Raw genomic sequence first — 21,262 nt, forward strand, 5'->3', positions numbered from 1 at the left:
GATCAGCTTACCGTCAGCCACTTGTTGACGGTAAGATCGTCCAGCTGCGCCACGCGCCCCTGCGCGACATTGCGGCCGCGGTGGAGCAGCAGAAAGTAGTCGGCGACGCGGCGAATCAGCGAAATTCGCTGCTCCAGCAGTAAAATGGTCAGGCCGTAATCGAGATTCAGACGCCGGATCAGGTTGCCCATCTCCTCTTCCAGCCAGGGCGACATGCCGTCCGTCGGCTCGTCGAGGATCAGCAGCCTGGGACGCAGCACCAGCGCGCGCGCCAGCGCCAGCTGCTGCTGCTGGTCGACAGGCAGCTCGCCGCTGCGCTGTTGCCGCAGCGAATAGAGCGCCGGAAAAAGGTCGAACACCATTTCAGGGATAACGTGCGGTTTATCGCCCGGCGCGCTGCCCGCCAGCAGCGCGATGAGCAGGTTATCCTCAACGCTCATCTGCGAGAAGATATGACGACCCTGCGGCACATAGCCGATCCCCATGCATGCACGCTGTTCAGCAGGCTGCCGCAGCAGATCGCGCGGCGGCGAGCCATCCTCCTGCCAGGTCATTGAGCCGCTGTTAATCGGCAGACGACCCATAATGCAGTTTACCAGCGTGGTTTTGCCCATACCCGGACGGCCTAACACGCCGGTGCAGGTGCCTGGCGGCAGGTCGAGATCCACATCCCACAAAATATGGTTCTGCCCGTAAAACTGATTCACCGAGCGTAAACTCAGCATCTGACTCTCCTCTTACAGATTTCGCCTGAATGCTTCCGCTCTTTGACGTCTGGCAAACAAGTCTTTAACGGTGGCGGTGTCGTAAATATCGCTTTGCCTCTTTGTTACTGCATCCTGCAATTACCGGGCCAGAACGTTTCGTTGCCCTGGAGAGGCCAGCCAGGCGCTATTTCGCCGTTAAAGATGAAAAGTGCTTAACAATTTCCGGGGGTAATCAGAGCGCTGCACTTTCACGGTGCTAATGACTTAACGTTTATGGTGCAAAAGGGCCGCGATTAGACAGCTTGTTGAATTTTTGCTGGTCTTAATGTCAAACGCGGCTGGGTAAAAAAGCAGCGGCGGGCTGAAAAAGCAGAGTTAACGCCAGCGTTTGTGACAGGAATTGAGGTGCAAAAAAAAATTTTTCACGCGGGCGGCTTAACAACAAAAAATTATGCACAGCCGATGGCAAAAGGGCTGCCTTTAGTTATCCACCATTCCTGTGGATAACCTTGTGCATTAGACAGTGAAAACAGAGCGCAAGCGAGGAAATACGCGGCCTGGTTACATTATGATGAGAAACTGGGCTTTTCACATATTTATTTTAAAAACAGATAGTTATTAAAAAACAAGCCTGAGATTATTCCGCTGCGTAACACAGCTGAAATTTAACGAGGCTCTCTTGACAAATGTTATAAATCCGCTCCGGCTGGGGATAACCTTGCGCAACAGAAAAATTGTTGTCGCGTTGTTACAGCCTTTCAGCCGCGGCGAGACGTCAGCGTCTCACTGTGCCGCGTTACTGGAGATTTATCCAGTATTAATTTCTGGCAAAATCGCCACGGCAGAGTAAAATGACTCCGCTACCCGCCGCATTCTTCAGCAGGAACCGCAAGTCATGAGTAAAGTCTTTAAACTAAATTCCGCTTTCCAGCCCTCCGGCGATCAGCCCGAGGCGATTCGTCGTCTCAAAGAGGGGCTGGAGGATGGTCTTGCCCATCAGACGCTGCTCGGCGTAACCGGCTCCGGCAAGACGTTTACCGTCGCCAACGTCATTGCCGATCTCAACCGGCCTGCGATGGTGCTGGCACCCAACAAAACCCTGGCGGCGCAGCTTTATGGCGAGATGAAGGAGTTCTTCCCCGATAACGCGGTGGAGTTCTTCGTCTCCTATTACGATTACTATCAGCCTGAAGCCTATGTGCCCAGCTCCGATACCTTTATCGAAAAAGACGCCTCGGTAAACGAACATATCGAGCAGATGCGTCTCTCGGCGACCAAGGCGCTGCTGGAGCGGCGCGACGTTATCGTCGTGGCGTCGGTCTCCGCCATTTACGGTCTGGGCGATCCCGATCTCTATCTGAAAATGATGCTGCACCTGACGCGCGGCATGATCATCGACCAGCGCAGTATTTTGCGTCGTCTGGCGGAGCTGCAGTATGCGCGCAACGATCAGGCGTTCCAGCGCGGCACCTTCCGCGTCCGCGGTGAAGTGATCGATATTTTTCCGGCGGAGTCGGAAGATATTGCGCTGCGCGTCGAGCTGTTCGACGAAGAGGTGGAGCGGCTGTCGCTGTTCGATCCGCTCACCGGGCAGATTGTCTCTACCGTGCCGCGCTACACCATCTATCCAAAAACGCACTACGTGACGCCGCGCGAACGTATCCTGCAGGCGATGGAAGAGATCAAAGACGAGCTGGTGGATCGTCGCCGGGTGCTGCTGGAGAACAATAAGCTGCTGGAAGAGCAGCGCCTGACGCAGCGTACCCAGTTCGATCTGGAGATGATGAACGAGCTGGGCTACTGCTCGGGCATCGAAAACTACTCGCGCTACCTCTCCGGGCGCGGGCCAGGCCAGCCGCCGCCGACGCTGTTCGACTATTTGCCTGCCGACGGTCTGCTGATCGTCGACGAATCGCACGTCACCATTCCGCAAATCGGCGGGATGTATAAAGGCGACCGCGCGCGTAAAGAGACGCTGGTGGAGTATGGCTTCCGCCTGCCTTCCGCGCTGGATAACCGACCGCTCAGGTTTGAAGAGTTCGAGGCGCTGGCGCCGCAGACTATTTACGTCTCTGCGACGCCGGGCAACTACGAGCTGGAGAAATCAGGCGGCGAGGTGATCGATCAGGTGGTGCGTCCTACCGGGCTGCTCGATCCGCTGCTGGAGGTACGACCGGTGGCGACCCAGGTGGACGATCTGCTGTCGGAGATCCGCAAGCGCGTCACCATCAACGAGCGCGTGCTGGTCACGACGCTGACCAAGCGCATGGCGGAAGATCTGACCGAGTATCTTGAAGAGCACGGCGAGAAGGTGCGCTATCTCCACTCAGATATCGATACCGTTGAGCGTATGGAGATCATCCGCGATCTGCGCCTCGGCGAGTTTGACGTGCTGGTCGGGATCAACCTGCTGCGCGAAGGTCTGGATATGCCCGAGGTGTCGCTGGTGGCGATCCTCGATGCGGATAAAGAGGGCTTCCTGCGCTCCGAACGCTCGCTGATCCAGACCATCGGTCGCGCCGCACGTAACGTTAACGGCAAGGCGATCCTTTACGCCGACAGGATCACCAACTCTATGGCGCGCGCCATTGAAGAGACCGAGCGCCGCCGCGAGAAGCAGCAGAAGTACAACGAGGAAAAAGGGATTGTGCCGCAGGGCCTCAACAAGAAGATCACCGATATCCTCGAACTGGGCCAGAACGTCATCAAGACGCGCGGCAAGGCCAAAGCCAGCAGCCGCAGCGCCGCCGAGGCCGAGGCCAGCTATCTGGCGCTGACGCCGCAGGCGCTGCAGAAAAAAATCCACGAGCTGGAGTCGCAGATGCAGCAGCACGCGCAAAACCTGGAGTTCGAAGAGGCGGCGAACGTGCGCGACAAGCTGCATGAGCTGCGCGAACTCTTTATCGCCGCCTCGTAGCGGCTTTAGCTAAAACGCTGAATGGCGTGTTCCAGCGCCACGCGCAGCAGCTGGCGGTCGTGACGATAGGGAATATCGGCGGCCTCCAGCGGCTCGCGCACGATAAGGCGGTTCTCGACGCCGGAGGTATCGGCGGCCGGGCTCACCACGACGGCATCAATCACCCGCTTGCCGATATATTTCTCCATCATCGCCAGTTTGTCCGCTACCGTCAGGCTCGCGGCGGCCGGGCTGAGCTCGCGCCCAAGGTTACCGATAAATACCATGGTGGCGGGCGTCCGGCGCAGCGCGCGCGCCATCTCCTCCATCAGCAGACTCGGCATCAGGCTGGTGTAAAAGCTGCCGGGGCCGATCAAAATCAGATCCGCTTCGGCGATCGCCTCCAGCGCTTCCCGCGTCGGCGCGACGTTAGGATGCAGCATCAGCTCCTGCGGCGGCTGTTTCATGGCGTCGATATCGGTTTCGCCGTAAACCATGTTGCCCTCGCTGTCTAATGCCACCAGATCCACCGGCTGCTCCGACATCGGGATAAGAAAGGCGTCAACCTTGAGCAAATTGCGAATGATATTGATCGCCTCCAGCGGCCTGACGCTGAGGTGATCCAGCGCCTTGAGCATCAGGTTGCCCAGGTTATGACCAGCCAGCTCGCCGTTGCCGGCAAAGCGATACTCAAACATCGCCGAGGCGACGCTGGGTTCGGTAATCAGCTGATTAATGCAGTTACGCATGTCGCCCCAGGCGATGCCGCCTTCTGAACGACGGATGCGTCCGGTGGAGCCGCCGTTATCGGTGGTAGTGACAATGCCCGTCAGGCGCGAACCCAGCGGCGACAGGGCGGACATCACGCGTCCCAGGCCGTGTCCGCCGCCCAGCGCTACCACGCGATCGAGGTCTGACAAAGTTCGGTTCATATTTCCTCTTTACACCCGCTGCCGACTTACCGTACCGGCGCTGCTTTCAGCGGGCCATGTTAACCTTACTGCCGCGAAAATGCGGCGAAAAATCGTTATATATCAATATATATAGCGAAATTAGGTGATGGCAGAGCGGCAAAATTCGCGCTACCATTTGCCAACCATGTCGTCCATGTCGGGCGACATACACTCAAAGCCTGAATGCCTAAGTCAAACGATAGGGGATTCAGGCCGCAGCCGACGCGCTGCCAGGGTGCAGAAAGAAATGCCTGCATCTCCCGTATTTGGAAAAGGTGTTCTGGTGTCACAATTTACTGATGCATTTGCACGTCGGTTTTATTACCTGCGTCTCTCGGTGACGGATGTCTGTAACTTCCGCTGCACCTACTGCCTGCCCGATGGCTACAAACCCCAGGGTGTGCGCAACAAAAGTTTTCTTTCGCTCGATGAGATTCGACGCGTCACGCGCGCTTTCGCCGCAGCCGGCACCGAAAAGGTGCGTCTGACCGGCGGCGAGCCGTCGCTGCGTCGCGATTTTACCGACATCATCGCCGCCGTGCGTGAAAACGCCGCTATTCGCCAGATCGCTGTGACCACTAACGGCTATCGGCTGGCGCGCGACGTCGCCGCCTGGCGCGATGCCGGGCTTACCGCGCTAAACGTCAGCGTAGACAGTCTCGACGCGCGCCAGTTCCACGCCATTACCGGTCAGGACAAGTTCCATGAGGTGATGGCGGGCATCGATGCCGCCTTCGACGCTGGCTTTCAGCAGGTCAAAGTCAACAGCGTACTGATGCGCGACCTCAACAGCCGCAGCCTGGCAACCTTCCTGGACTGGATCCGCACCCGCCCGATTCAGCTACGATTTATCGAGCTGATGGAGACGGGCGAGGGCGGCGCGCTGTTCCGCCAGCAGCACGTCTCTGGCGCGGTGATCCGCGACCAGCTGATAGCGCAAGGCTGGCAGCGCCGCGAGCGCGGCCGCAGCGACGGACCGGCGCAGGTCTTTTATCATCCTGATTACGTCGGCGAGATCGGCCTGATTATGCCCTATTCGCGCGACTTCTGCGCCAGCTGCAACCGCCTGCGCGTGTCGGCGCACGGCAACCTGCATCTTTGCCTGTTTGGCGACAGCGGCGTGCCGCTGCGCGATCTGCTGGTTTCCGATGACCAGCAGGCGGAGCTGCAGGCGCGCATCGCCCACAGCCTGGGCGAGAAGAAGCAGACGCACTTCCTGCATCAGGGCAATACCGGCATCACGCAGAACCTTTCTTTCATCGGCGGTTAATCTCAGGAGCGAGTAATGGGCAAATCTACGGGTGAATTTATTCCGGTCAACCTGGCGGTGCTGACCGTTTCCGATCGACGCGACGCCAGCAACGACACCTCAGGCGACTACCTGCGTGCCGCGGCGAGCGAAGCCGGGCACGTGGTGGTCGATCACGCTATCGTCGGCGAAGACCGCTACCGCATCCGCGCTATCGTGTCGCGCTGGATCGCCAGCCAGGATGTGCAGGTGGTGGTCATTAACGGCGGTACGGGATTCAATGCGAAGAACAACACGCCAGAAGCGATTGAGCCGCTGTTCGACCGAAAAATTGAGGGCTTCGGCGAGCTGTTCCGCATGTTCTCCTGGGAAGATATCGGCGGCTCGACGCTGCAGTCGCGCGCCGTTGCCGGAATGGCCAACGGCACCCTTATCTTCGCCGTGCCGGGATCGACCAGCGCCTGCGAAAGCGCCTGGGAGCGCATTATCGCCGATCAGATCGACGCCCGCACCGGCCCCTGTAATTTCGTTTCACACTTAAAGAAGCTGTAAGCCATGTCTCAACTGACCCATATTAACGCCGCGGGCGAAGCCCATATGGTTGACGTCTCGGCCAAAGCGGAAACGGTGCGCGAGGCGCGCGCGGAAGCGCTGGTGCTGATGGCCGCCGAGACGCTGCAAATGATCGTCGACGGCAGCCACCACAAAGGCGACGTTTTCGCGACCGCGCGCATTGCCGGCATTCAGGCCGCCAAACGCACCTGGGAGCTGATCCCGCTCTGTCATCCGCTGATGCTGAGCAAAGTCGAAGTCAACCTGGTCGCTGAGCCGGAACATCAGCGTGTGCGCATCACCTCGCTCTGCCGCCTGAGCGGCAAAACCGGCGTCGAGATGGAAGCGCTGACCGCCGCGTCGGTGGCGGCGCTGACCATCTATGACATGTGTAAAGCGGTGCAGAAAGATATCGTTATCGACCAGCTGCGCTTGCTGAGCAAAAGCGGCGGCAAGTCCGGCGATTTCCAGGCGGTGACTCATGATTAACGTGCTCTTTTTCGCCCAGGTGCGCGAACTGGTCGGCACCAGCGCGCTGGAGATGCCTGATGCGTTTCCCGACGTGGCGACGCTGCGCGGCGCGCTGGCGCAAAAAGGCGATCGCTGGGCGCTGGCGCTCGATTCCGGCAAGCTGCTGGCCGCGGTAAACCAGACCCTGGTGCCGATGTCGCATCCGCTGAAAGCGGGCGACGAAGTGGCGTTTTTCCCGCCGGTGACGGGAGGCTGATATGGCAACGCAGATCCGCGTCGGCGCGGCGCCGTTCAGCATGGCTGACGAATACGCCTGGCTCTCTACCTCCAACGCCGATGGCGCGGTAGTGACGTTTACCGGGAAAGTGCGCAACCACAACCTGGGCGACAGCGTCGCCGCGCTGACGCTTGAGCACTATCCGGGCATGACGGAGAAAGCGTTGCAGGAGATTGTCGACGAGGCGCGCAGCCGCTGGCCTTTACAGCGCGTCAGCGTGATCCACCGCATCGGCGAGCTGTTTCCCGGCGATGAGATCGTGTTTGTCGGCGTGACCAGCGCGCACCGCAGCAGCGCCTTCGCCGCTGCGGAATTTATTATGGATTACCTGAAGACTCGCGCGCCCTTCTGGAAGCGTGAGGCGACCGAACAGGGCGATCGTTGGGTAGACGCCCGCGACAGCGACCATCAGGCCGCGCAGCGCTGGGATTAAGGCTTGCTGAGCTGCTCCGCCGGGCCGAAGTGCGTCTGACCGTGGGCATGCTCGCCGCCGCCGGAAACGCGTTTAAGCTGAATGACTTCGCCGCGCTGCCAGGCGTCAGCGCCCGGTAAAACTGGCTGCGTGACAATATCGGCGCGTGATGCGCGTACCTTGCGGCTGTCGATATCAAAGCGCTTATCGCGATCGGCGAGCAGGCGATTATCGAGCTGACCGTCGGCGGTAAAGCCCATCATCAGCGCCGGAATGCCGAGCGGCAGGGTCTGGTCGCGATCGGTATGCCAGGTGTGCCAGGTTTTGCCGTAGGTATTGGCGATGCGCGTCATCAGTGCATGATCCGCCGCCTGCGGCAGACCTGGCGCAATCAGGGTGCCTGATTTCACCTCATACCGGTGGCTGTGCCACAGCTTCTTCTCTTCCGGCGGCAGCGACTGATAAAGCCGCGCGCTGATAATATACTCCACGCCCATCAGCCGCGCGTCTTTGGTATTGCCGTCATAAATCACGGCCTGCATCACGTCGTCATTCAGCACTGTGACGTAGTGGTGCGCCTCCATCTGGCCGTTCTGGTCGCCGTTATAGAAGTGAAAGCCGTCGAGATAGGTACTGATCGCCTCAATAGGCGGACGCGACTGCAGCAGGTCAGCGCCTGTAGAGAGGGTTTTCATTTTTGCCGAGGCAGGCGCGCCGGGCGTGGCGACCTGCGCAGGGGTATTATTCGCGCCGCACCCGCTGAGCAGCAGGGCGACAGTCGCGCCGATCCAGAGTTTTTGCATCACAATTTCCTTTTAGACGATAAAAGCTAAACCTGGTTGAGAATGGCCGATAAGCAAGCGCGACGGTGAAGCGGGAATTTACGCCTCGTCTGATGGTTTGTCCCGGCTTCGATGCTAAGGTAAGGGTTTGTTTTCTCGCAAGGACAGGTATGTCAGTTTCAGCATCGCTCAAACGTTTCTCGCTGCTCGCCGCGCTGGTGCTGGCGGGCTGTAGTACGAAAAAAACGCCCGAAGCGCCGGTGCGCCAGCCTGCCGACGTTAAGGCGCAGATTCAGCGTCTGCTGCCCGCGCACGTCAGCGACAAGCCCGGCTGGGCCACCGATATTTACACCTCATTCCGCACTCAGCAGATCGATCCCAGCGTCAGCAACCTGTGCGCCGCTATCGCCGTGGCGGATCAGGAATCGAACTTTAGCGCCGAAGCGGCCGTGCCCGGCCTGCCGAAAATCGCCTGGGGCGAGATCGATCGCCGCGCGGCAAAGGTGCATGTACCGGCGTTTCTGGTGCGCACCGCGCTGCTGATTAAATCGCCCAACGGCGAAAGTTATGCGGCGCGGCTCGATAAAGTACGCAGCGAAAAAGAGCTGAGCGCCATTTTCGATGATTTTATTGATATGGTGCCGATGGGGCAGACCCTGTTCGGCAACCTTAACCCGATTCATACCGGCGGCCCGATGCAGGTCAGCGTCAGCTTCGCCGAAGCGCACGCCAAAGGTTATCCCTGGCCGATCGACGGCTCAATTCGCCGCGAGGTCTTTACCCGCCACGGCGGTATGTATTTCGGCATTATGCATCTGCTCGGCTACCCGGCGGACTACAGCAAGCCGCTCTACCGCTTTGCCGACTTCAATGCAGGCTGGTACGCCAGCCGCAACGCGGCCTTTCAGGCGGCGGTGGCGCGCGCCACCGGCATGAAGCTGGCGCTGGATGGCGATCTTATCCTTTATGGATCGGATAAAGCAGGTTCGACGGAGCTGGCGGTGCGTACCCTAGCGAAGCAGATCGATATGAGCGAGAGCGCCATTCGCCGCGATTTAGAGAAAGGAGAGCAGGAGAGCTTCAGCGACAGCACGCTCTGGAAGCAGGTCTTTGCGCTGGCGGACAAGATGGCCGGTCGGCCGCTGCCGCGCGAAATGCTGCCGGGTATTAAGCTGGAGAGCCCGAAAATCACCCGCAATCTCACTACGGCCTGGTTCGCTCAGCGCGTCGACAGCCGCTATCAGCAATGTTTATCGCGCCGCTGAGGCGCGCATTGTGGAGCAGTTAAGCTATGCTGTGCCACAATTAGGCATGACCGTCGGTCTTCCGACGCCTTTTCACTTTTATGAGGTGCATCATGGACAGATATCCACGCAATGATTCCCTGGTGCAGCCCGCCACAAGCGGGTTGCAGACGTATATGGCGCAGGTCTACGGCTGGATGACCTGCGGGCTGCTGCTGACCGCTTTTGTCTCCTGGTATGCGGCAGGCAACGAGCGCATCATGTTCTTTATCTTCTCCAGCCGCATGACCTTCTTCGGTCTGATTATCGCGCAGCTGGCAGTGGTGTTCGTGCTTTCTGGCATGGTGAATCGCCTGAGCGGCGCGCTGGCGACCGGTCTGTTTATGCTCTATTCGGTGCTGACCGGCCTGACGATGGCCAGTATTTTCCTCGCCTATACCTACAGCTCGATCGCCAGCACCTTCTTTGTGACGGCGGGGATGTTCGGTGCGATGAGTTTTTACGGCTACACCACGAAACGCGACCTGAGCCGCTTCGGCAGCCTGCTGTTTATGGCGCTGATTGGTATTTTGCTGGCGTCGCTGGTGAACTTCTGGCTGAAAAGCCCGGCGCTGATGTGGGCAATTACCTATATCGGCGTGGTGGTGTTTGTGGGGCTGACCGCTTATGACACGCAACAGCTGCGCCAGATTGGCGAACAGATCGACGTGCGCGACCGCGAATCGCTGCGCCGCTATTCGATTATGGGCGCGCTGAAGCTCTATCTCGACTTTATTAACCTGTTCCTGATGCTGCTGCGCATCTTCGGCAACCGCCGCTAACAGGCGCTTTACCCCATCCCGCGCTGTCGGGATGGGGCGATTCCGCTTTACGAACTTTTCTGCAGTTTCTGTTCATTCTTCGCGCGCAGATGCTTCGCGCGACTCTCCAGCACCAGATAGAGCACCAGCGCCAGCAGCAGCGGCAGAATAAAATAGAGCACGCGATAGGCGAGCAGTGCCGCAATGATGGTGCCGTGTGAAGCGTGCTGTCCGCTCAGCAGCGCCAGAAACACCGCCTCCAGCACGCCGATACCGGCCGGAATATGAATGATTACCCCTGCGATACTGCTGATCAGCAGTACGCCGAGCACAATGGGGTAATCCACCTGACGCGCCAGCAGCAGCCAGATAATCGCTCCCATCACCAGCCAGTTAGCGGACGATACCGCAAACTGAAACAGCGCCATGCGCAGCGATGGCAATTGCAGCGTCTGGCGTCTGATGGTCCACTTGCGGCGCTTTGAAAAGGCGCAGGCCCAGAGAAAGACCGCCACGACAACCAGCAGCGCCACGCCAATGATGCGCAGCGTGGTCTCGCCGATAAACCAGCCGCCGGGGATCGGCACCATGCCCGCGCTGAATACCACGCCCGCCAGCAAAATATAGCCGAGCCAGTTAGTGGCGATACTCAGGGAAAAGATGCGCGTGATGGTGGCGCTGTCCAGCCCCAGCCGCGAGTAGAGCCGATAGCGCATTGCGACGCCGCCAACCCAGGTGCTCAGCGTCAGGTTAAAGGCGTAACAGATAAAAGAGACCAGCATCACCTGCCGCTTCGCCAGCTTATGGCCGCAGTAGGCGCGGCCGATCAGGTCATAGCAGCCGTAGGTCAGATAGCTCACTATCACCAGCGCGACGGCGCTCAGCACCGCGAAGCGGTTGTAGTTGACGATAACGTTATAGACATCTTCCCAGTTAACTTTGCGGGCGTAGATCACCAGCAGCACAATCACCGCGATAAAAAAGATCCAGGTAAGCACCTTTTTCGCCAGCTTCCATTTTGGATGTTTTTCCGCCATCAGGATTTAGCCCCTTCATTGTCGGTTTCGACACGGTCTTGCGTCTCCATTTCCGGCTGTACCGGCGGGTCGACCTGCGCAATCAGCGGCGTGTGCGCGGGAAGCCAGCCTGCGATAGCCGGGAAATGGCGTAAGAAGTGAAAGACAATCACGCTTTTGGTCAGCTGCCACCAGGTGCGCGGCGGCAGGCGATCCTCTTGCACGCGCTGGCAATCTTTTGCCAGCAGCTGCTCCAGGTTGTTGCGCAGCGTCTGGTTAAAGTCGCGATCGTAGACGATCAGGTTAGCTTCAAGGTTGAGCGATAAGCTCAGCGGATCAAGATTGCTGGAGCCGACGGTGGCCCACTGGCGATCCTGAACCGCCACCTTGCCGTGCAGCGGGCGACGAATATATTCATAGACTTCCACACCCGCATCCACCAGATAGTTATAGAGCAGCTCCGCGCCGACTTTAACGATCGGCATATCCGGCTCGCCCTGAACGATCAGCCTGACTCTGACGCCGCGCTGAGCCGCGCTGCGCATTTCGCGCAGCAGACGGTAGCCAGGGAAAAAGTAGGCGTTGGCGATAATCACATCCTCTTTCGCCGTGCGCAGCATATCGAGATAGTGTTTTTCGATATCGTCGCGATGCTCGTCGTTATCGCGATAAACGAACAGCACCTGCGCATTGCCGGGCGTGGCGTTGACCGCGGGACGATGCGAGCGGCCGCCCCACCAGCGGCGCGTCACCGCTTCGCTGCCCATCGCCTCGCGCACATAGCAGGTGATATCCGCCACGATGGGGCCTTTGACCTCCACCGCATAATCCTGCTTCGCCTCGGGGCCGTAGCTGGTGTTGTGTTCGGCGGAGAAATTGATGCCGCCGACAAAGGCGACGGTTTCATCCACCACCACAATTTTGCGGTGCAGGCGGCGAAACACGTTGGTGCGCATGCCCATTACCAGCGGGCGCGGATCGTAATAGATGAAACGCACCCCTTCCGCCGTCAGGCTGTTGACGAACTTATCGGAGAGATCCGGCGACCCATACCCATCCACCATAACTTCGATTTTTACGCCGCGCTGCGCGGCGGCCAGCAGCTCGCGGTGCAGCGCGTTGCCGACCTCATCCTCAAACAGAATAAAGGTTTCCAGCAGCACGGTGCGCTCGGCGCGGCGGATAGCGCCGAATACGCGCGGGAAAAACTCTTCGCCGTTTTCCAGCAGGCGCAAACTGTTGCCTTCTCGCCATTCAAAATTCATAGGTGGATCTCCACGGCGAGCGGGGCGTGATCCGACAGGTGCGACCAGGGTTTGCGCGGCAGCGCCCAGGGATGGCTGACGGTGGCGTTGCGAACATAAATACGATCGAGCCGCAGCAGCGGAAAGCGGGCGGGAAAGGTACGCGCCGGGCGGCCATGTTTCATGCTGAATACCTCTTTTAATCCAGCGCCGTGTTTCAGAATATGATTGGCGCGCAGCTGCCAGTCGTTGAAATCGCCCGCGACGACCAGCGGCGCGTCGGGCGGCAGCGAGGCGACCATTTCACACATCATTTTCATCTGCGCGTGGCGGTGCGCCTCTTTCAGGCCGAGGTGCACGCAGATAACATGCAGCGTGCCGTGCGGCGCCGGCAGGGTGATTTTGCAGTGCAACATGCCGCGGTTTTCACTTCCTGCAACAGAAATATCACGATTTTCATACTCCTGAATGGGAAACCGTGACAAAATCGCGTTCCCGTGGTGCCCCTCCGGGTAGACGGCGTTGCGGCCATAGGCAAAATCGTTCCACATGGTATCGGCAAGAAACTCGTAATGCGGCGTGTTTGGCCAGTTCTCATGGTGCAGAGGGTGAATGGCATGTGTGCCCATTACCTCCTGCAGAAAGACGATATCTGCCGAGGTGGCGCGTACCGCTTCACGCAGTTCCGGCAGGATGAAGCGACGGTTAAAAGTAGTAAATCCCTTGTGGGTATTGATCGTCAGGACTTTAAGGGAAAATCCTTGCTTGGTTTGTGGCATACTCTCGACGCACTCCTTTTCATCAGCAACAAAAGTAAAGTGTAGTCTTTGTCACAAACGGGTGCGGATAAGGATGGAAATTTAGGGCGTTATCCGAAAATTGCTTTACATTGAGGAAACCGTTACCGGCCTGTGCCGGTTGCACTTGGGCGACCTGTTGGGTCTGCCAGGAGAAGAGAATGAAATGGTCTAATCGTGTTCAAATTGTCACCGGACAAACCTGCGTGCATATTGCCATGCATGCGCTGGTGATCGCCGCGCTGATCTGGGGCTGGAAGCATAAGGCTCTGATCGAAGTGTGCAGCACGCTGGTAGCCGCCTATGCCGTGGTGTTTATCGCCATGCTGGTCCTGCAGCGTAGTGTTCGTTTGCGTAGCATCGGTGATTACCTTGAAGAAGCGACCACCACTTACTATTTTGGCGCGGCGATGATGACGCTGTTTATTGTCTCGCGCTATGTGCACAACGCTTTGCTGATTGGCATGCTGGGCGTGGTGATGCTGGTGGGCCCGGCGCTGGTCTCGCTGCTGGCGAAGGAGCCGGCAGGGCGTATCCAGAAAAAGCGTAGCTGAACCGCCGTGTTCGCTGACAGGGGCTGCCGGAAGGCGGCCCCTGTTGTTTCCGGCTTTCTCGCACCCTGCGGCGAAAGCTGTTACACTGCCCGCCTTACGCATCGTAGTTTGTGCCCTTTTCACACGTTAGCCCTCGGCTGGCGTCACTTTCCCCCCTGAAAACTACACCGTGAATCGCGGTCAGGGCGGACCGGAGTAACACACTTAATGTCTTTTGACTCTCTCGGCCTGAGTGCCGATATTTTGCGTGCGGTCGCTGAACAGGGCTACCGTGAACCTACGCCTATTCAGCGCCAGGCGATCCCCGTGGTGCTCTCCGGCCGCGATCTGCTGGCCAGCGCGCAGACCGGTACCGGCAAAACGGCCGGCTTTACGTTGCCGCTGCTGCAAAAACTTTCTACTCAGGCTGCATCGGCCCGCGGTCGCCGTCCGGTACGCGCTCTGATCCTGACGCCGACGCGCGAACTGGCTGCGCAGATCGGCGAAAACGTCCGTGACTACAGCAAATATCTGCAGCTGCGTTCGCTGGTGGTGTTCGGCGGCGTCAGCATTAACCCGCAGATGATGAAACTGCGCGGCGGCGTCGACATTCTGGTCGCCACGCCGGGCCGTCTGCTCGATCTGGAACACCAGAACGCGGTCGATCTGTCTCAAATCGAAGTGCTGGTGCTGGACGAAGCGGATCGCATGCTCGATATGGGCTTTATCCACGATATCCGTCGCGTACTGGCGAAGCTGCCGGCCAAACGTCAGAACCTGCTCTTCTCTGCCACCTTCTCCGACGAAATCAAAACGCTGGCGGAAAAACTGCTGCACAACCCGGAGCAGGTAGAAGTGGCGCGTCGCAACACCGCCTCTGAACAGGTATCGCAGCAGGTGCATTTCGTTGATAAGAAGCGCAAGCGGGAACTGCTCTCGCAGCTGATTGGCGAAGGCAACTGGCAGCAGGTGCTGGTATTTACCCGCACTAAACATGGCGCCAACCACCTGGCGGAACAGCTGAATAAAGACGGCATCACCGCTGCGGCGATCCACGGTAACAAAAGTCAGGGCGCACGTACCCGCGCGCTGGCCGACTTTAAAACCGGCGCGATTCGCGTGCTGGTCGCTACCGATATCGCCGCGCGCGGTCTCGATATCGAGGAGCTGCCGCATGTCGTGAACTATGAGCTGCCGAACGTGGCGGAAGATTATGTGCACCGCATCGGCCGTACCGGCCGCGCCGCCGCTACCGGCGCCGCGCTGTCGCTGGTCTGCGTAGATGAACACAAGCTGCTGCGCGATATTGAGCGTCTGCTGAAGCGTGAAATCCCGCGCCTGGCGGTCCCGGGCTACGAGCCGGATCCGAGCATCAAGGCGGAGCCGATTCAGAACGGTCGTCAGCAGCAGCAGCCGCGCGGTCGCGGTCGTGGACAGGGCGGCGCACCGTCGTCATCGCGTCCGCAGGGCGACAAGCGCGCGCCGCAGCCGCGCCGTCAAAGCCAGACTGCGCAGGGCGATAAGCCTGCGCGTCCGGCGCGTCGTCCGGCAGCGAAGAAAACCGGAACCGCGTAACGCCATGCGGGTGTTGCTGGCCCCGATGGAGGGCGTACTGGATTCGCTGGTGCGCGAGCTGTTGAGCGAGGTCAACGATTACGACCTCTGCGTCACCGAGTTTTTGCGCGTAGTGGATCAACTGCTGCCGGTAAAATCGTTTTACCGACTCTGTCCCGAGCTGCGCAACAGCAGCCGCACGCCTTCCGGCACGCGGGTGCGCCTGCAGCTGCTCGGTCAGTATCCTGAGTGGCTGGCGGAGAACGCGGCGCGTGCGGCAGAGCTGGGCTCATGGGGCGTCGATCTTAACTGCGGCTGTCCGTCAAAGCTGGTAAACGGCAGCGGCGGCGGCGCCACGCTGCTTAAAGATCCGGAGCTGATCTATCGCGGTGCAAAAGCGATGCGCGAGGCAGTGCCTGCGCATCTGCCGGTAACGGTGAAAGTGCGGCTCGGCTGGGATTCCGGCGAGCGTCGCTTTGAAATCGCCGACGCGGTGCAGCAGGCGGGGGCCAGCGAACTGGTGGTACATGGACGTACCAAAGAGGATGGCTACCGCGCTGAGGCGATCAACTGGCAGGCGATTGGCGAGATCCGTCAGCGGCTGCGTATTCCGGTGGTGGCGAACGGCGAAATCTGGGACTGGCAGAGCGCGCAGGATTGCCTGCGCGTGACCGGCTGCGATGCGGTTATGATCGGCCGCGGCGCGCTCAACGTGCCGAATCTCAGCCGGGTAGTGAAATACAACGATGCGCCGATGGCCTGGCCGGATGTGGTGGCGCTGCTGCAGAAATATACGCGGCTGGAGAAGCAGGGCGATACCGGCCTCTATCACGTTGCGCGCATCAAGCAGTGGCTCGGCTACCTGCGTAAAGCCTATCCGCAGGCCGACGGTCTCTTCACCGAAATCCGCGCGCTGAAAAGCTCCTCCGCTATCGCCGAGGTGATTGATCGGCAGACGGTTAGCTTTGCCCTGTGATAAAAATTCAGGCGACCCGTTAGCAGGCTAAGCGTATAGTGAAAGCCATTTTTCACTACAAGCCAGCCTGCTATGTCTGATGTCGCGGTACTGACTAACGGTCAACTCAACAAACGCATTCTCTCCGTTCTTATCTTTACTTTCTTCTGTTATCTCTCCGTTGGCCTGCCGCTGGCGGTGCTGCCGGGTTTCGTGCATAACCAGCTGGGCTTCAGCTCTTTTGTGGCGGGCCTCATCATTAGCCTGCAATATTTCGCCACGCTGCTGAGCCGTCCCCAGTCGGGCCGACTGGCGGATCGCCTGGGTCCAAAGCGGGTCGTGATGCTCGGTACGCTCTGCTGCGGCATGAGCGGCGTGCTGACCATCGTTGCCGCGCTCTGCCGCGACTGGCCGCTGCTCAGCCTGCTGCTGCTGGCGGTCGGACGCCTGTTTCTCGGCGTCGGTGAGAGCTTCAGCAGCACCGGTTCGACGCTGTGGGGCATGAATATCGTCGGGCCGCTGCAGACGGCGCGCGTCATCTCCTGGAACGGCGTCGCCACCTATCTGGCGATGGCGATCGGCGCGCCGCTCGGCGTGATGCTGAACCAGGGATTCGGTATCAGCGGCTTTGCCGGCCTGGTCGTGCTGATGGGCGTGGTGGGCTACCTGCTGGCGAGCCGTAAACCCGCGGTCGAGGCGACGCAGGGGCAGCGCATTCCTTTTCACCGCGTCTTTTCACGCGTCTGGCTGTTCGGCCTGGCGCTCGGCTTCGGCACCATCGGCTTCGGCGTTATCTCTACCTTTATTACGCTCTATTTTGCCAGCCGCGACTGGAGCGGTGCCGCCTTTGCGCTGTCGCTGTTTAGCCTCGGCTTTGTGCTGTTCCGCCTGCTGTTCAGCCGGACCATTACGCGCTTCGGCGGGCTGCGGGTCGCTATCCTCTCTTTTCTGCTGGAGTGCGCGGGGCTGCTGATTATCTGGCAGGCGGAGAGCAGCCTGCTGGTGGATCTTGGCGCGCTGCTGACCGGCTGCGGCTTTTCGCTGATCTTCCCTGCGCTGGGCGTAGAGGCGGTCAGGCAGGTAGAGCGACAGGATCAGGGATCGGCGCTGGGGGTCTACTCGGCGTTTCTCGATCTGGGGCTGGGCCTGACCGGTCCGGTGGCGGGTTTATTGATCGGCTACTGGGGGATGCAGTCGGTCTACCTGGCGGCGGCGATGATGGTGCTGGGCGCCTTCGCCATTACGCTGCGTCTGACGCAGCGCTACAGCGGCGCGGCGTAACGCCGCGCCGTTAGCGATCAGAAGCGTGAAAAGAGCGCGTAAAGCCCGGCTGCCAGCAGGATGGAGACCGGCAGGGTCAGTATCCATGCCATCGCCAGATTGCGCAGCGTAGCGAGCTGCAGGCCGGAGCGGTTGGCCGCCATACTGCCCGCCACGCCGGACGAGAGCACATGGGTGGTAGAGACCGGCAGGCCGAAGCTGTCCGCCGCGCCGATGGTCGCCATCGCCACCAGTTCCGCGCTGGCGCCCTGGGCGTAGTTAAGGTGGGTTTTGCCGATGCGTTCGCCGACGGTGACCACGATACGACGCCAGCCAACCATGGTGCCAAGGCCGAGCGCAATTGCCACCACCACCTTGACCCACATCGGAATAAAGCGCGTGGCGCTGTCCAGCTCATGCTTAATCGCCGTCAGGTTGCGCTGCGTCTCTTCCGGCATCACCACCTTGTTGGTCTGAATATGCTTGATCGATTCCGAGGTCAGGTACATCTGATTACGGGTGTTGGAAACCGCCTGCGCCGGAATATTCTCCATTGAGCCGTAGCGGCGGATCTGCTCGCTAATATCTCCCAGCGTCAGCGCCAGCGCGGGCAGCACGTTGGGGTTCAACTGATTGGTGCGCACATAGTCGGTCAGCACGTCACGCGCCACCGGCGGACGAGCACTGGCGGGCTGCAGCTGCAGCAGCTGGTTTTCCGTGACCTGCGCCAGCGCCGCCACGCGCGGAATTTGCTCCGGCGGCAGCGAGCGGTTCAGCGCATAGGCGATCGGCATGGTGCCCACCAGAATCAGCATGATCAGACCCATGCCTTTCTGTCCATCGTTGGAGCCATGCGCGAACGAGACGCCGGTACAGGTGAGGATCAGCAGGCCGCGGATCCAGATCGGCGGCGGCTCGCTGCTTTTCGGCGCTTCATAAAGATCGCGGTTGCGGATAAACGCCTTCATCGCCAGCAGCAGCAGCGCCGCGCAGAAAAAACCCACCAGCGGCGACAGGAGCAACGAGTAGCCGATCTTAATCGCCTGGTCCCAGTCCACGCCGCTCATGCCGCTGCGGCCGTGCAGCAGCGCATTAGCAACGCCGACGCCGATAATCGAGCCAATCAGCGTATGGGAAGAGGAGGAGGGCAGGCCAAGATACCAGGTGCCCAGGTTCCAGATAATGGCGGAGAAGAGCAGCGCGTAAATCATGGCGAAGCCGCCGCCGCTGCCCGCCTGTAAAATCAGCTCTACCGGCAGCAGCGAGATGATGCCGAACGCCACCACGCCGCTGGAGAGCAGCACGCCGAGAAAGTTGCACAGACCTGACCAGACCACCGCCACGCCAGGCGTCAGCGAATGGGTATAGATCACCGTTGCCACGGCGTTGGCGGTATCGTGAAAGCCGTTGACGAACTCAAACCCCAGCGCGATCACCAGCGCCAGCCCCAGCAGAAAGAAGGGGACGTAGCTGGTAACTGGCGTATCGGTCTCCTGCACGTCGCTGAACAGGTTGAATCCGGCAAAGGAGAGCCCGGCGATCAGCAGAATAAGAAACAGCGGCTTTGAAAAACGGTTGCGTTTGCCAGTGAGATTTGGACGCCCGCCAACCGATGGGGATGACGATAAGCTATTTTCGCTCATAAACACCTCGGTAAAAGATTGCGGGCGCGCCCTGTCCGCACCCATTACTGGCAGGGATACGCGCTTTATATGACAGAACAATGATGTTGCGCGGCCGCTGTCATTGTTCTGTCATCACTCTGCATCAGTCTGTGGATCTGGTCCGCTCTTACATTTATCCCGTCCATGGTTTCAGACCTCTTGCTTGCGCCTAATAAATCCGATTTTGACGACGAGGTGGCCGGTTTAATTCACGGTTACCTGATCTCTCCAGACGCGCCACCCCGCCGCCTGAACGCGCGCGAAGCGGTGCTGGCCGGAGAGAATCCGCGCCGCGACGGCGAGTTTCTCTGGCTGCATATCAATCTCAATCACGCCCGTGCCCAGCACTGGGTTCAGAGCCACTTTCAGGTTGATGAAGATTTCTTTGAAGAGATTCATTCGGCCTCGTCGCGCACCCGGCTGGCGGAGCAGGGCGAAGCGCTGCTGGCGATCCTGAATGACGTTACCTTTAGCCAGGAGGAGCACAGCGCGCAGAACGCCACGCTCTGGATCTGGTGCCGTCGCCAGCTGCTGGTTAGCGCGCGTTATCGCCAGGTCGCCATGATCGAACGTATGCATCAGCAACTGCAGTCGTGCGCCTTCCGCAATGCGGAAGAGATGCTGCTCAGCCTGCTGGGCGAGCAGGAGCGCCAACTGGAGCAGGTGGTGCGACGCACCAGCCTCGCCGTGGATGCGATTGAAGAGCGGCTGCTCAGTCCGGCGATCAAAGCGAACCGCAGCGAGCTTGGGCATCTGCGTCGTATGCTGTTGCGCATCCAGCGCCTGCTGGCGCCGGAGCCCGCCGCGCTGTTTCGCCTGCTTAACCGTCCGCCCGTCTGGCTCAACCTGGATACCCTGCGCGAGCTGCGCGCCTTTACCGAAGAGTTCAGCGTGGTGCTTAACGATCTCGCCAGCCTGATGGAGCGCATCAGGCTGTTGCAGGAGGAGATCGCCGCGCGTCTGATGGAGCACAGCAACCGCACGCTGTTTCTGTTAACCATGATGACCGTGCTGGCGCTGCCGATTAACATTGTTGCCGGCTTCTTCGGCATGAACGTCGGCGGCATTCCGCTCTCGGGCAATCCGCACGGCTTTCTGATTCTGGTGCTGGTGGTGCTGGCCTTTACCATCGTGGCGGGCTGGCTGGCGTTGCGGCGGCCGGGGAAGTAGGGTGGAAGAGGCGGCGGCCTGGTTATTGCCTGGGAAATGCAATCATGATTCAGGCGATGCCTTCACCTGTTTCTGCCTTAACTAAATGCCCTGAACTCCTCTGCGCTTATATGCGCAAGCATTGAGGCCCGTAGATGCGGGGTCGCGTCAAGGTATCTGGAAACGAGGTTGAACCCGGCGGTATAGCCAAGCCATCGTGGCCAATAACGGGTTCCGAAAAACCACGCATTATGGTCGTAATCCGTGCGATGCCAGTTTTCGCAAAGGTATAGAAGATGGGGCTGTATTTCGTCTGAACGGAGGCTTTCCCAGGGTTCAGGTTCTCCGCCAAAAAGCTCGAGGGAAAAATGGCCGGCGAGCCCTTCAGATACCGTTACTTCACCAAGAGTAGAACCGTATCCTGGCCCGCCCCATCTTGCTGCGTGATGCAGTTCATGAGCAAACATGCGTTCCAGAGAATGAGCGTTGTTTTTACAGAAGGCGGGATTTTCAGGATCAACCGTCACGTACACCACACTCTGCTCAGGGCAATATCCCAGATGCCCTTTTTCCGGGATGACATGGACTCCCGCTTTTACCACAACATCCAGAGAGGGGAGCGGCATCACTCGTTTGGCCTGGTCGTAAGTCTCATTCAGGCAGAAATTGAGCCATTCACAGTGAGCGGTGAGTTTCTTCTGCGCATTTAGAATATGAAGGGTCATTTGAGACATTACAGGGATACCT

General features: G+C 59.5%; 21 protein-coding genes and 1 riboswitch. Of the genes, 13 read left to right on the top strand and 8 right to left on the bottom strand.

All coding sequences use genetic code 11. The annotated features are described in order from the left end of the window. Window positions 1-2 precede the first annotated feature (2 nt). Complete coding sequence (locus tag EKL29_RS00425) at window positions 3-725, bottom strand: ABC transporter ATP-binding protein (RefSeq protein WP_120451553.1); 723 nt, start codon at window positions 723-725, stop codon at window positions 3-5. Window positions 726-1,602: 877 nt separating this feature from the next. Here EKL29_RS00425 and uvrB point away from each other — a divergent pair. Beyond that, entirely contained in the window at window positions 1,603-3,624 is a 2,022-nt protein-coding gene (gene uvrB / locus EKL29_RS00430) for an excinuclease ABC subunit UvrB (RefSeq protein WP_126688569.1), read from the top strand. 5 nt (window positions 3,625-3,629) lie between these two features. Here the strand turns inward: uvrB and yvcK are convergent, their stop codons facing one another. Next, window positions 3,630-4,535, bottom strand: a complete 906-nt coding sequence (gene yvcK / locus EKL29_RS00435; RefSeq protein ID WP_126688570.1) for a uridine diphosphate-N-acetylglucosamine-binding protein YvcK — start codon at window positions 4,533-4,535, stop codon at window positions 3,630-3,632. A 180-nt stretch (window positions 4,536-4,715) separates the two neighbouring features. Next, window positions 4,716-4,850: riboswitch (molybdenum cofactor riboswitch) on the top strand. On the opposite strand from yvcK, the gene moaA reads away from it, so the two are divergent. The 5 genes from moaA to moaE all read left to right on the top strand — a co-directional run bounded on the left by moaA (window position 4,840) and on the right by moaE (window position 7,538). Beyond that, entirely contained in the window at window positions 4,840-5,826 is a 987-nt protein-coding gene (moaA, locus tag EKL29_RS00440; RefSeq protein ID WP_126688571.1) for a GTP 3',8-cyclase MoaA, read from the top strand. It overlaps the preceding riboswitch by 11 nt. 15 nt (window positions 5,827-5,841) lie before the next feature. Continuing rightward, window positions 5,842-6,357 carry a molybdenum cofactor biosynthesis protein B gene (moaB, locus tag EKL29_RS00445; RefSeq protein WP_120451561.1) on the top strand — a complete coding sequence of 172 codons (516 nt, stop codon included), beginning with the start codon at window positions 5,842-5,844 and terminating at the stop codon, window positions 6,355-6,357. 3 nt (window positions 6,358-6,360) lie between these two features. Continuing rightward, complete coding sequence (moaC, locus tag EKL29_RS00450; protein WP_120451563.1) at window positions 6,361-6,846, top strand: cyclic pyranopterin monophosphate synthase MoaC; 486 nt, start codon at window positions 6,361-6,363, stop codon at window positions 6,844-6,846. Beyond that, window positions 6,839-7,084, top strand: a complete 246-nt coding sequence (gene moaD, locus EKL29_RS00455; protein ID WP_120451566.1) for a molybdopterin synthase sulfur carrier subunit — start codon at window positions 6,839-6,841, stop codon at window positions 7,082-7,084. Before moaC ends, moaD begins: the two co-directional genes overlap by 8 nt. A 1-nt stretch (window position 7,085) precedes the next feature. Further along, entirely contained in the window at window positions 7,086-7,538 is a 453-nt protein-coding gene (gene moaE / locus EKL29_RS00460; protein WP_120451569.1) for a molybdopterin synthase catalytic subunit MoaE, read from the top strand. On the opposite strand, the gene EKL29_RS00465 is transcribed toward moaE, so the two are convergent. Next, the gene (locus EKL29_RS00465) at window positions 7,535-8,320 is read right to left on the bottom strand and encodes an OBAP family protein (RefSeq protein ID WP_126688572.1); all 786 of its coding nucleotides are present in this window, start codon (window positions 8,318-8,320) and stop codon (window positions 7,535-7,537) included. The genes moaE and EKL29_RS00465 overlap by 4 nt on opposite strands. 149 nt (window positions 8,321-8,469) lie before the next feature. Here EKL29_RS00465 and EKL29_RS00470 point away from each other — a divergent pair, with 149 nt between their 5' ends. Then, entirely contained in the window at window positions 8,470-9,564 is a 1,095-nt protein-coding gene (locus tag EKL29_RS00470) for a DUF1615 domain-containing protein (protein WP_120451572.1), read from the top strand. Between the two features lie 92 nt (window positions 9,565-9,656). Further along, on the top strand, window positions 9,657-10,364 hold the full coding sequence (locus EKL29_RS00475) for a Bax inhibitor-1/YccA family protein (RefSeq protein ID WP_120451573.1): 708 nt from the start codon (window positions 9,657-9,659) through the stop codon (window positions 10,362-10,364). Between the two features lie 47 nt (window positions 10,365-10,411). Here the strand turns inward: EKL29_RS00475 and EKL29_RS00480 are convergent, their stop codons facing one another. From EKL29_RS00480 to EKL29_RS00490, 3 genes are read right to left on the bottom strand one after another with little or no spacing between them, the layout of a single operon-like run. Further along, window positions 10,412-11,380, bottom strand: coding sequence for a lysylphosphatidylglycerol synthase domain-containing protein (locus EKL29_RS00480; protein ID WP_120451575.1), 969 nt, complete (start codon window positions 11,378-11,380; stop codon window positions 10,412-10,414). Beyond that, on the bottom strand, window positions 11,380-12,624 hold the full coding sequence (clsB, locus tag EKL29_RS00485) for a cardiolipin synthase ClsB (RefSeq protein ID WP_126688573.1): 1,245 nt from the start codon (window positions 12,622-12,624) through the stop codon (window positions 11,380-11,382). Before clsB ends, EKL29_RS00480 begins: the two co-directional genes overlap by 1 nt. Then, the gene (locus EKL29_RS00490; protein ID WP_126688574.1) at window positions 12,621-13,382 is read right to left on the bottom strand and encodes an endonuclease/exonuclease/phosphatase family protein; all 762 of its coding nucleotides are present in this window, start codon (window positions 13,380-13,382) and stop codon (window positions 12,621-12,623) included. Before EKL29_RS00490 ends, clsB begins: the two co-directional genes overlap by 4 nt. A 179-nt stretch (window positions 13,383-13,561) precedes the next feature. On the opposite strand from EKL29_RS00490, the gene EKL29_RS00495 reads away from it, so the two are divergent. The 4 genes from EKL29_RS00495 to EKL29_RS00510 all read left to right on the top strand — a co-directional run bounded on the left by EKL29_RS00495 (window position 13,562) and on the right by EKL29_RS00510 (window position 17,723). After that, window positions 13,562-13,954 (top strand): YbhQ family protein, encoded by a 393-nt coding sequence (locus tag EKL29_RS00495; protein WP_120451581.1) that lies wholly within the window; start codon window positions 13,562-13,564, stop codon window positions 13,952-13,954. Window positions 13,955-14,161: 207 nt separating this feature from the next. Then, the gene (gene rhlE / locus EKL29_RS00500; protein ID WP_120451583.1) at window positions 14,162-15,508 is read left to right on the top strand and encodes an ATP-dependent RNA helicase RhlE; all 1,347 of its coding nucleotides are present in this window, start codon (window positions 14,162-14,164) and stop codon (window positions 15,506-15,508) included. A 4-nt stretch (window positions 15,509-15,512) separates the two neighbouring features. Then, window positions 15,513-16,463, top strand: coding sequence for a tRNA dihydrouridine(16) synthase DusC (gene dusC, locus EKL29_RS00505; protein ID WP_120451584.1), 951 nt, complete (start codon window positions 15,513-15,515; stop codon window positions 16,461-16,463). A 72-nt stretch (window positions 16,464-16,535) separates the two neighbouring features. Then, window positions 16,536-17,723, top strand: a complete 1,188-nt coding sequence (locus EKL29_RS00510) for an MFS transporter (protein WP_120451586.1) — start codon at window positions 16,536-16,538, stop codon at window positions 17,721-17,723. A gap of 17 nt (window positions 17,724-17,740) precedes the next feature. On the opposite strand, the gene EKL29_RS00515 is transcribed toward EKL29_RS00510, so the two are convergent. Next, entirely contained in the window at window positions 17,741-19,345 is a 1,605-nt protein-coding gene (locus tag EKL29_RS00515) for an inorganic phosphate transporter (protein ID WP_126688575.1), read from the bottom strand. A gap of 165 nt (window positions 19,346-19,510) precedes the next feature. On the opposite strand from EKL29_RS00515, the gene EKL29_RS00520 reads away from it, so the two are divergent. Next, window positions 19,511-20,536: a transporter gene (locus EKL29_RS00520; RefSeq protein WP_126688576.1), complete on the top strand. Its 1,026-nt coding sequence runs from the start codon at window positions 19,511-19,513 to the stop codon at window positions 20,534-20,536. A 77-nt stretch (window positions 20,537-20,613) separates the two neighbouring features. Here EKL29_RS00520 and EKL29_RS00525 read toward each other — a convergent pair whose 3' ends face one another. After that, the gene (locus EKL29_RS00525) at window positions 20,614-21,249 is read right to left on the bottom strand and encodes a DUF2268 domain-containing protein (RefSeq protein ID WP_120452837.1); all 636 of its coding nucleotides are present in this window, start codon (window positions 21,247-21,249) and stop codon (window positions 20,614-20,616) included. Between the last annotated feature and the right edge of the window lie 13 nt (window positions 21,250-21,262).

The sequence above is a fragment of the Pantoea sp. YU22 genome (assembly GCF_003970755.1).
Lineage (GTDB): Bacteria > Pseudomonadota > Gammaproteobacteria > Enterobacterales > Enterobacteriaceae > Pantoea > Pantoea piersonii.

Bases quoted from the DNA above. Each gene is read 5' to 3' on its own strand.
- EKL29_RS00425 (WP_120451553.1), bottom strand. From the start codon at position 725: ATGCTGAGTTTACGCTCGGTGAATCAGTTTTACGGGCAGAACCATATT.
- uvrB (WP_126688569.1), top strand. From the start codon at position 1,603: ATGAGTAAAGTCTTTAAACTAAATTCCGCTTTCCAGCCCTCCGGCGAT.
- yvcK (WP_126688570.1), bottom strand. From the start codon at position 4,535: ATGAACCGAACTTTGTCAGACCTCGATCGCGTGGTAGCGCTGGGCGGC.
- moaB (WP_120451561.1), top strand. From the start codon at position 5,842: ATGGGCAAATCTACGGGTGAATTTATTCCGGTCAACCTGGCGGTGCTG.
- moaC (WP_120451563.1), top strand. From the start codon at position 6,361: ATGTCTCAACTGACCCATATTAACGCCGCGGGCGAAGCCCATATGGTT.
- moaD (WP_120451566.1), top strand. From the start codon at position 6,839: ATGATTAACGTGCTCTTTTTCGCCCAGGTGCGCGAACTGGTCGGCACC.
- moaE (WP_120451569.1), top strand. From the start codon at position 7,086: ATGGCAACGCAGATCCGCGTCGGCGCGGCGCCGTTCAGCATGGCTGAC.
- EKL29_RS00465 (WP_126688572.1), bottom strand. From the start codon at position 8,320: ATGCAAAAACTCTGGATCGGCGCGACTGTCGCCCTGCTGCTCAGCGGG.
- EKL29_RS00470 (WP_120451572.1), top strand. From the start codon at position 8,470: ATGTCAGTTTCAGCATCGCTCAAACGTTTCTCGCTGCTCGCCGCGCTG.
- EKL29_RS00475 (WP_120451573.1), top strand. From the start codon at position 9,657: ATGGACAGATATCCACGCAATGATTCCCTGGTGCAGCCCGCCACAAGC.
- EKL29_RS00480 (WP_120451575.1), bottom strand. From the start codon at position 11,380: ATGGCGGAAAAACATCCAAAATGGAAGCTGGCGAAAAAGGTGCTTACC.
- clsB (WP_126688573.1), bottom strand. From the start codon at position 12,624: ATGAATTTTGAATGGCGAGAAGGCAACAGTTTGCGCCTGCTGGAAAAC.
- EKL29_RS00490 (WP_126688574.1), bottom strand. From the start codon at position 13,382: ATGCCACAAACCAAGCAAGGATTTTCCCTTAAAGTCCTGACGATCAAT.
- EKL29_RS00495 (WP_120451581.1), top strand. From the start codon at position 13,562: ATGAAATGGTCTAATCGTGTTCAAATTGTCACCGGACAAACCTGCGTG.
- rhlE (WP_120451583.1), top strand. From the start codon at position 14,162: ATGTCTTTTGACTCTCTCGGCCTGAGTGCCGATATTTTGCGTGCGGTC.
- dusC (WP_120451584.1), top strand. From the start codon at position 15,513: ATGCGGGTGTTGCTGGCCCCGATGGAGGGCGTACTGGATTCGCTGGTG.
- EKL29_RS00510 (WP_120451586.1), top strand. From the start codon at position 16,536: ATGTCTGATGTCGCGGTACTGACTAACGGTCAACTCAACAAACGCATT.
- EKL29_RS00515 (WP_126688575.1), bottom strand. From the start codon at position 19,345: ATGAGCGAAAATAGCTTATCGTCATCCCCATCGGTTGGCGGGCGTCCA.
- EKL29_RS00520 (WP_126688576.1), top strand. From the start codon at position 19,511: ATGGTTTCAGACCTCTTGCTTGCGCCTAATAAATCCGATTTTGACGAC.
- EKL29_RS00525 (WP_120452837.1), bottom strand. From the start codon at position 21,249: ATGTCTCAAATGACCCTTCATATTCTAAATGCGCAGAAGAAACTCACC.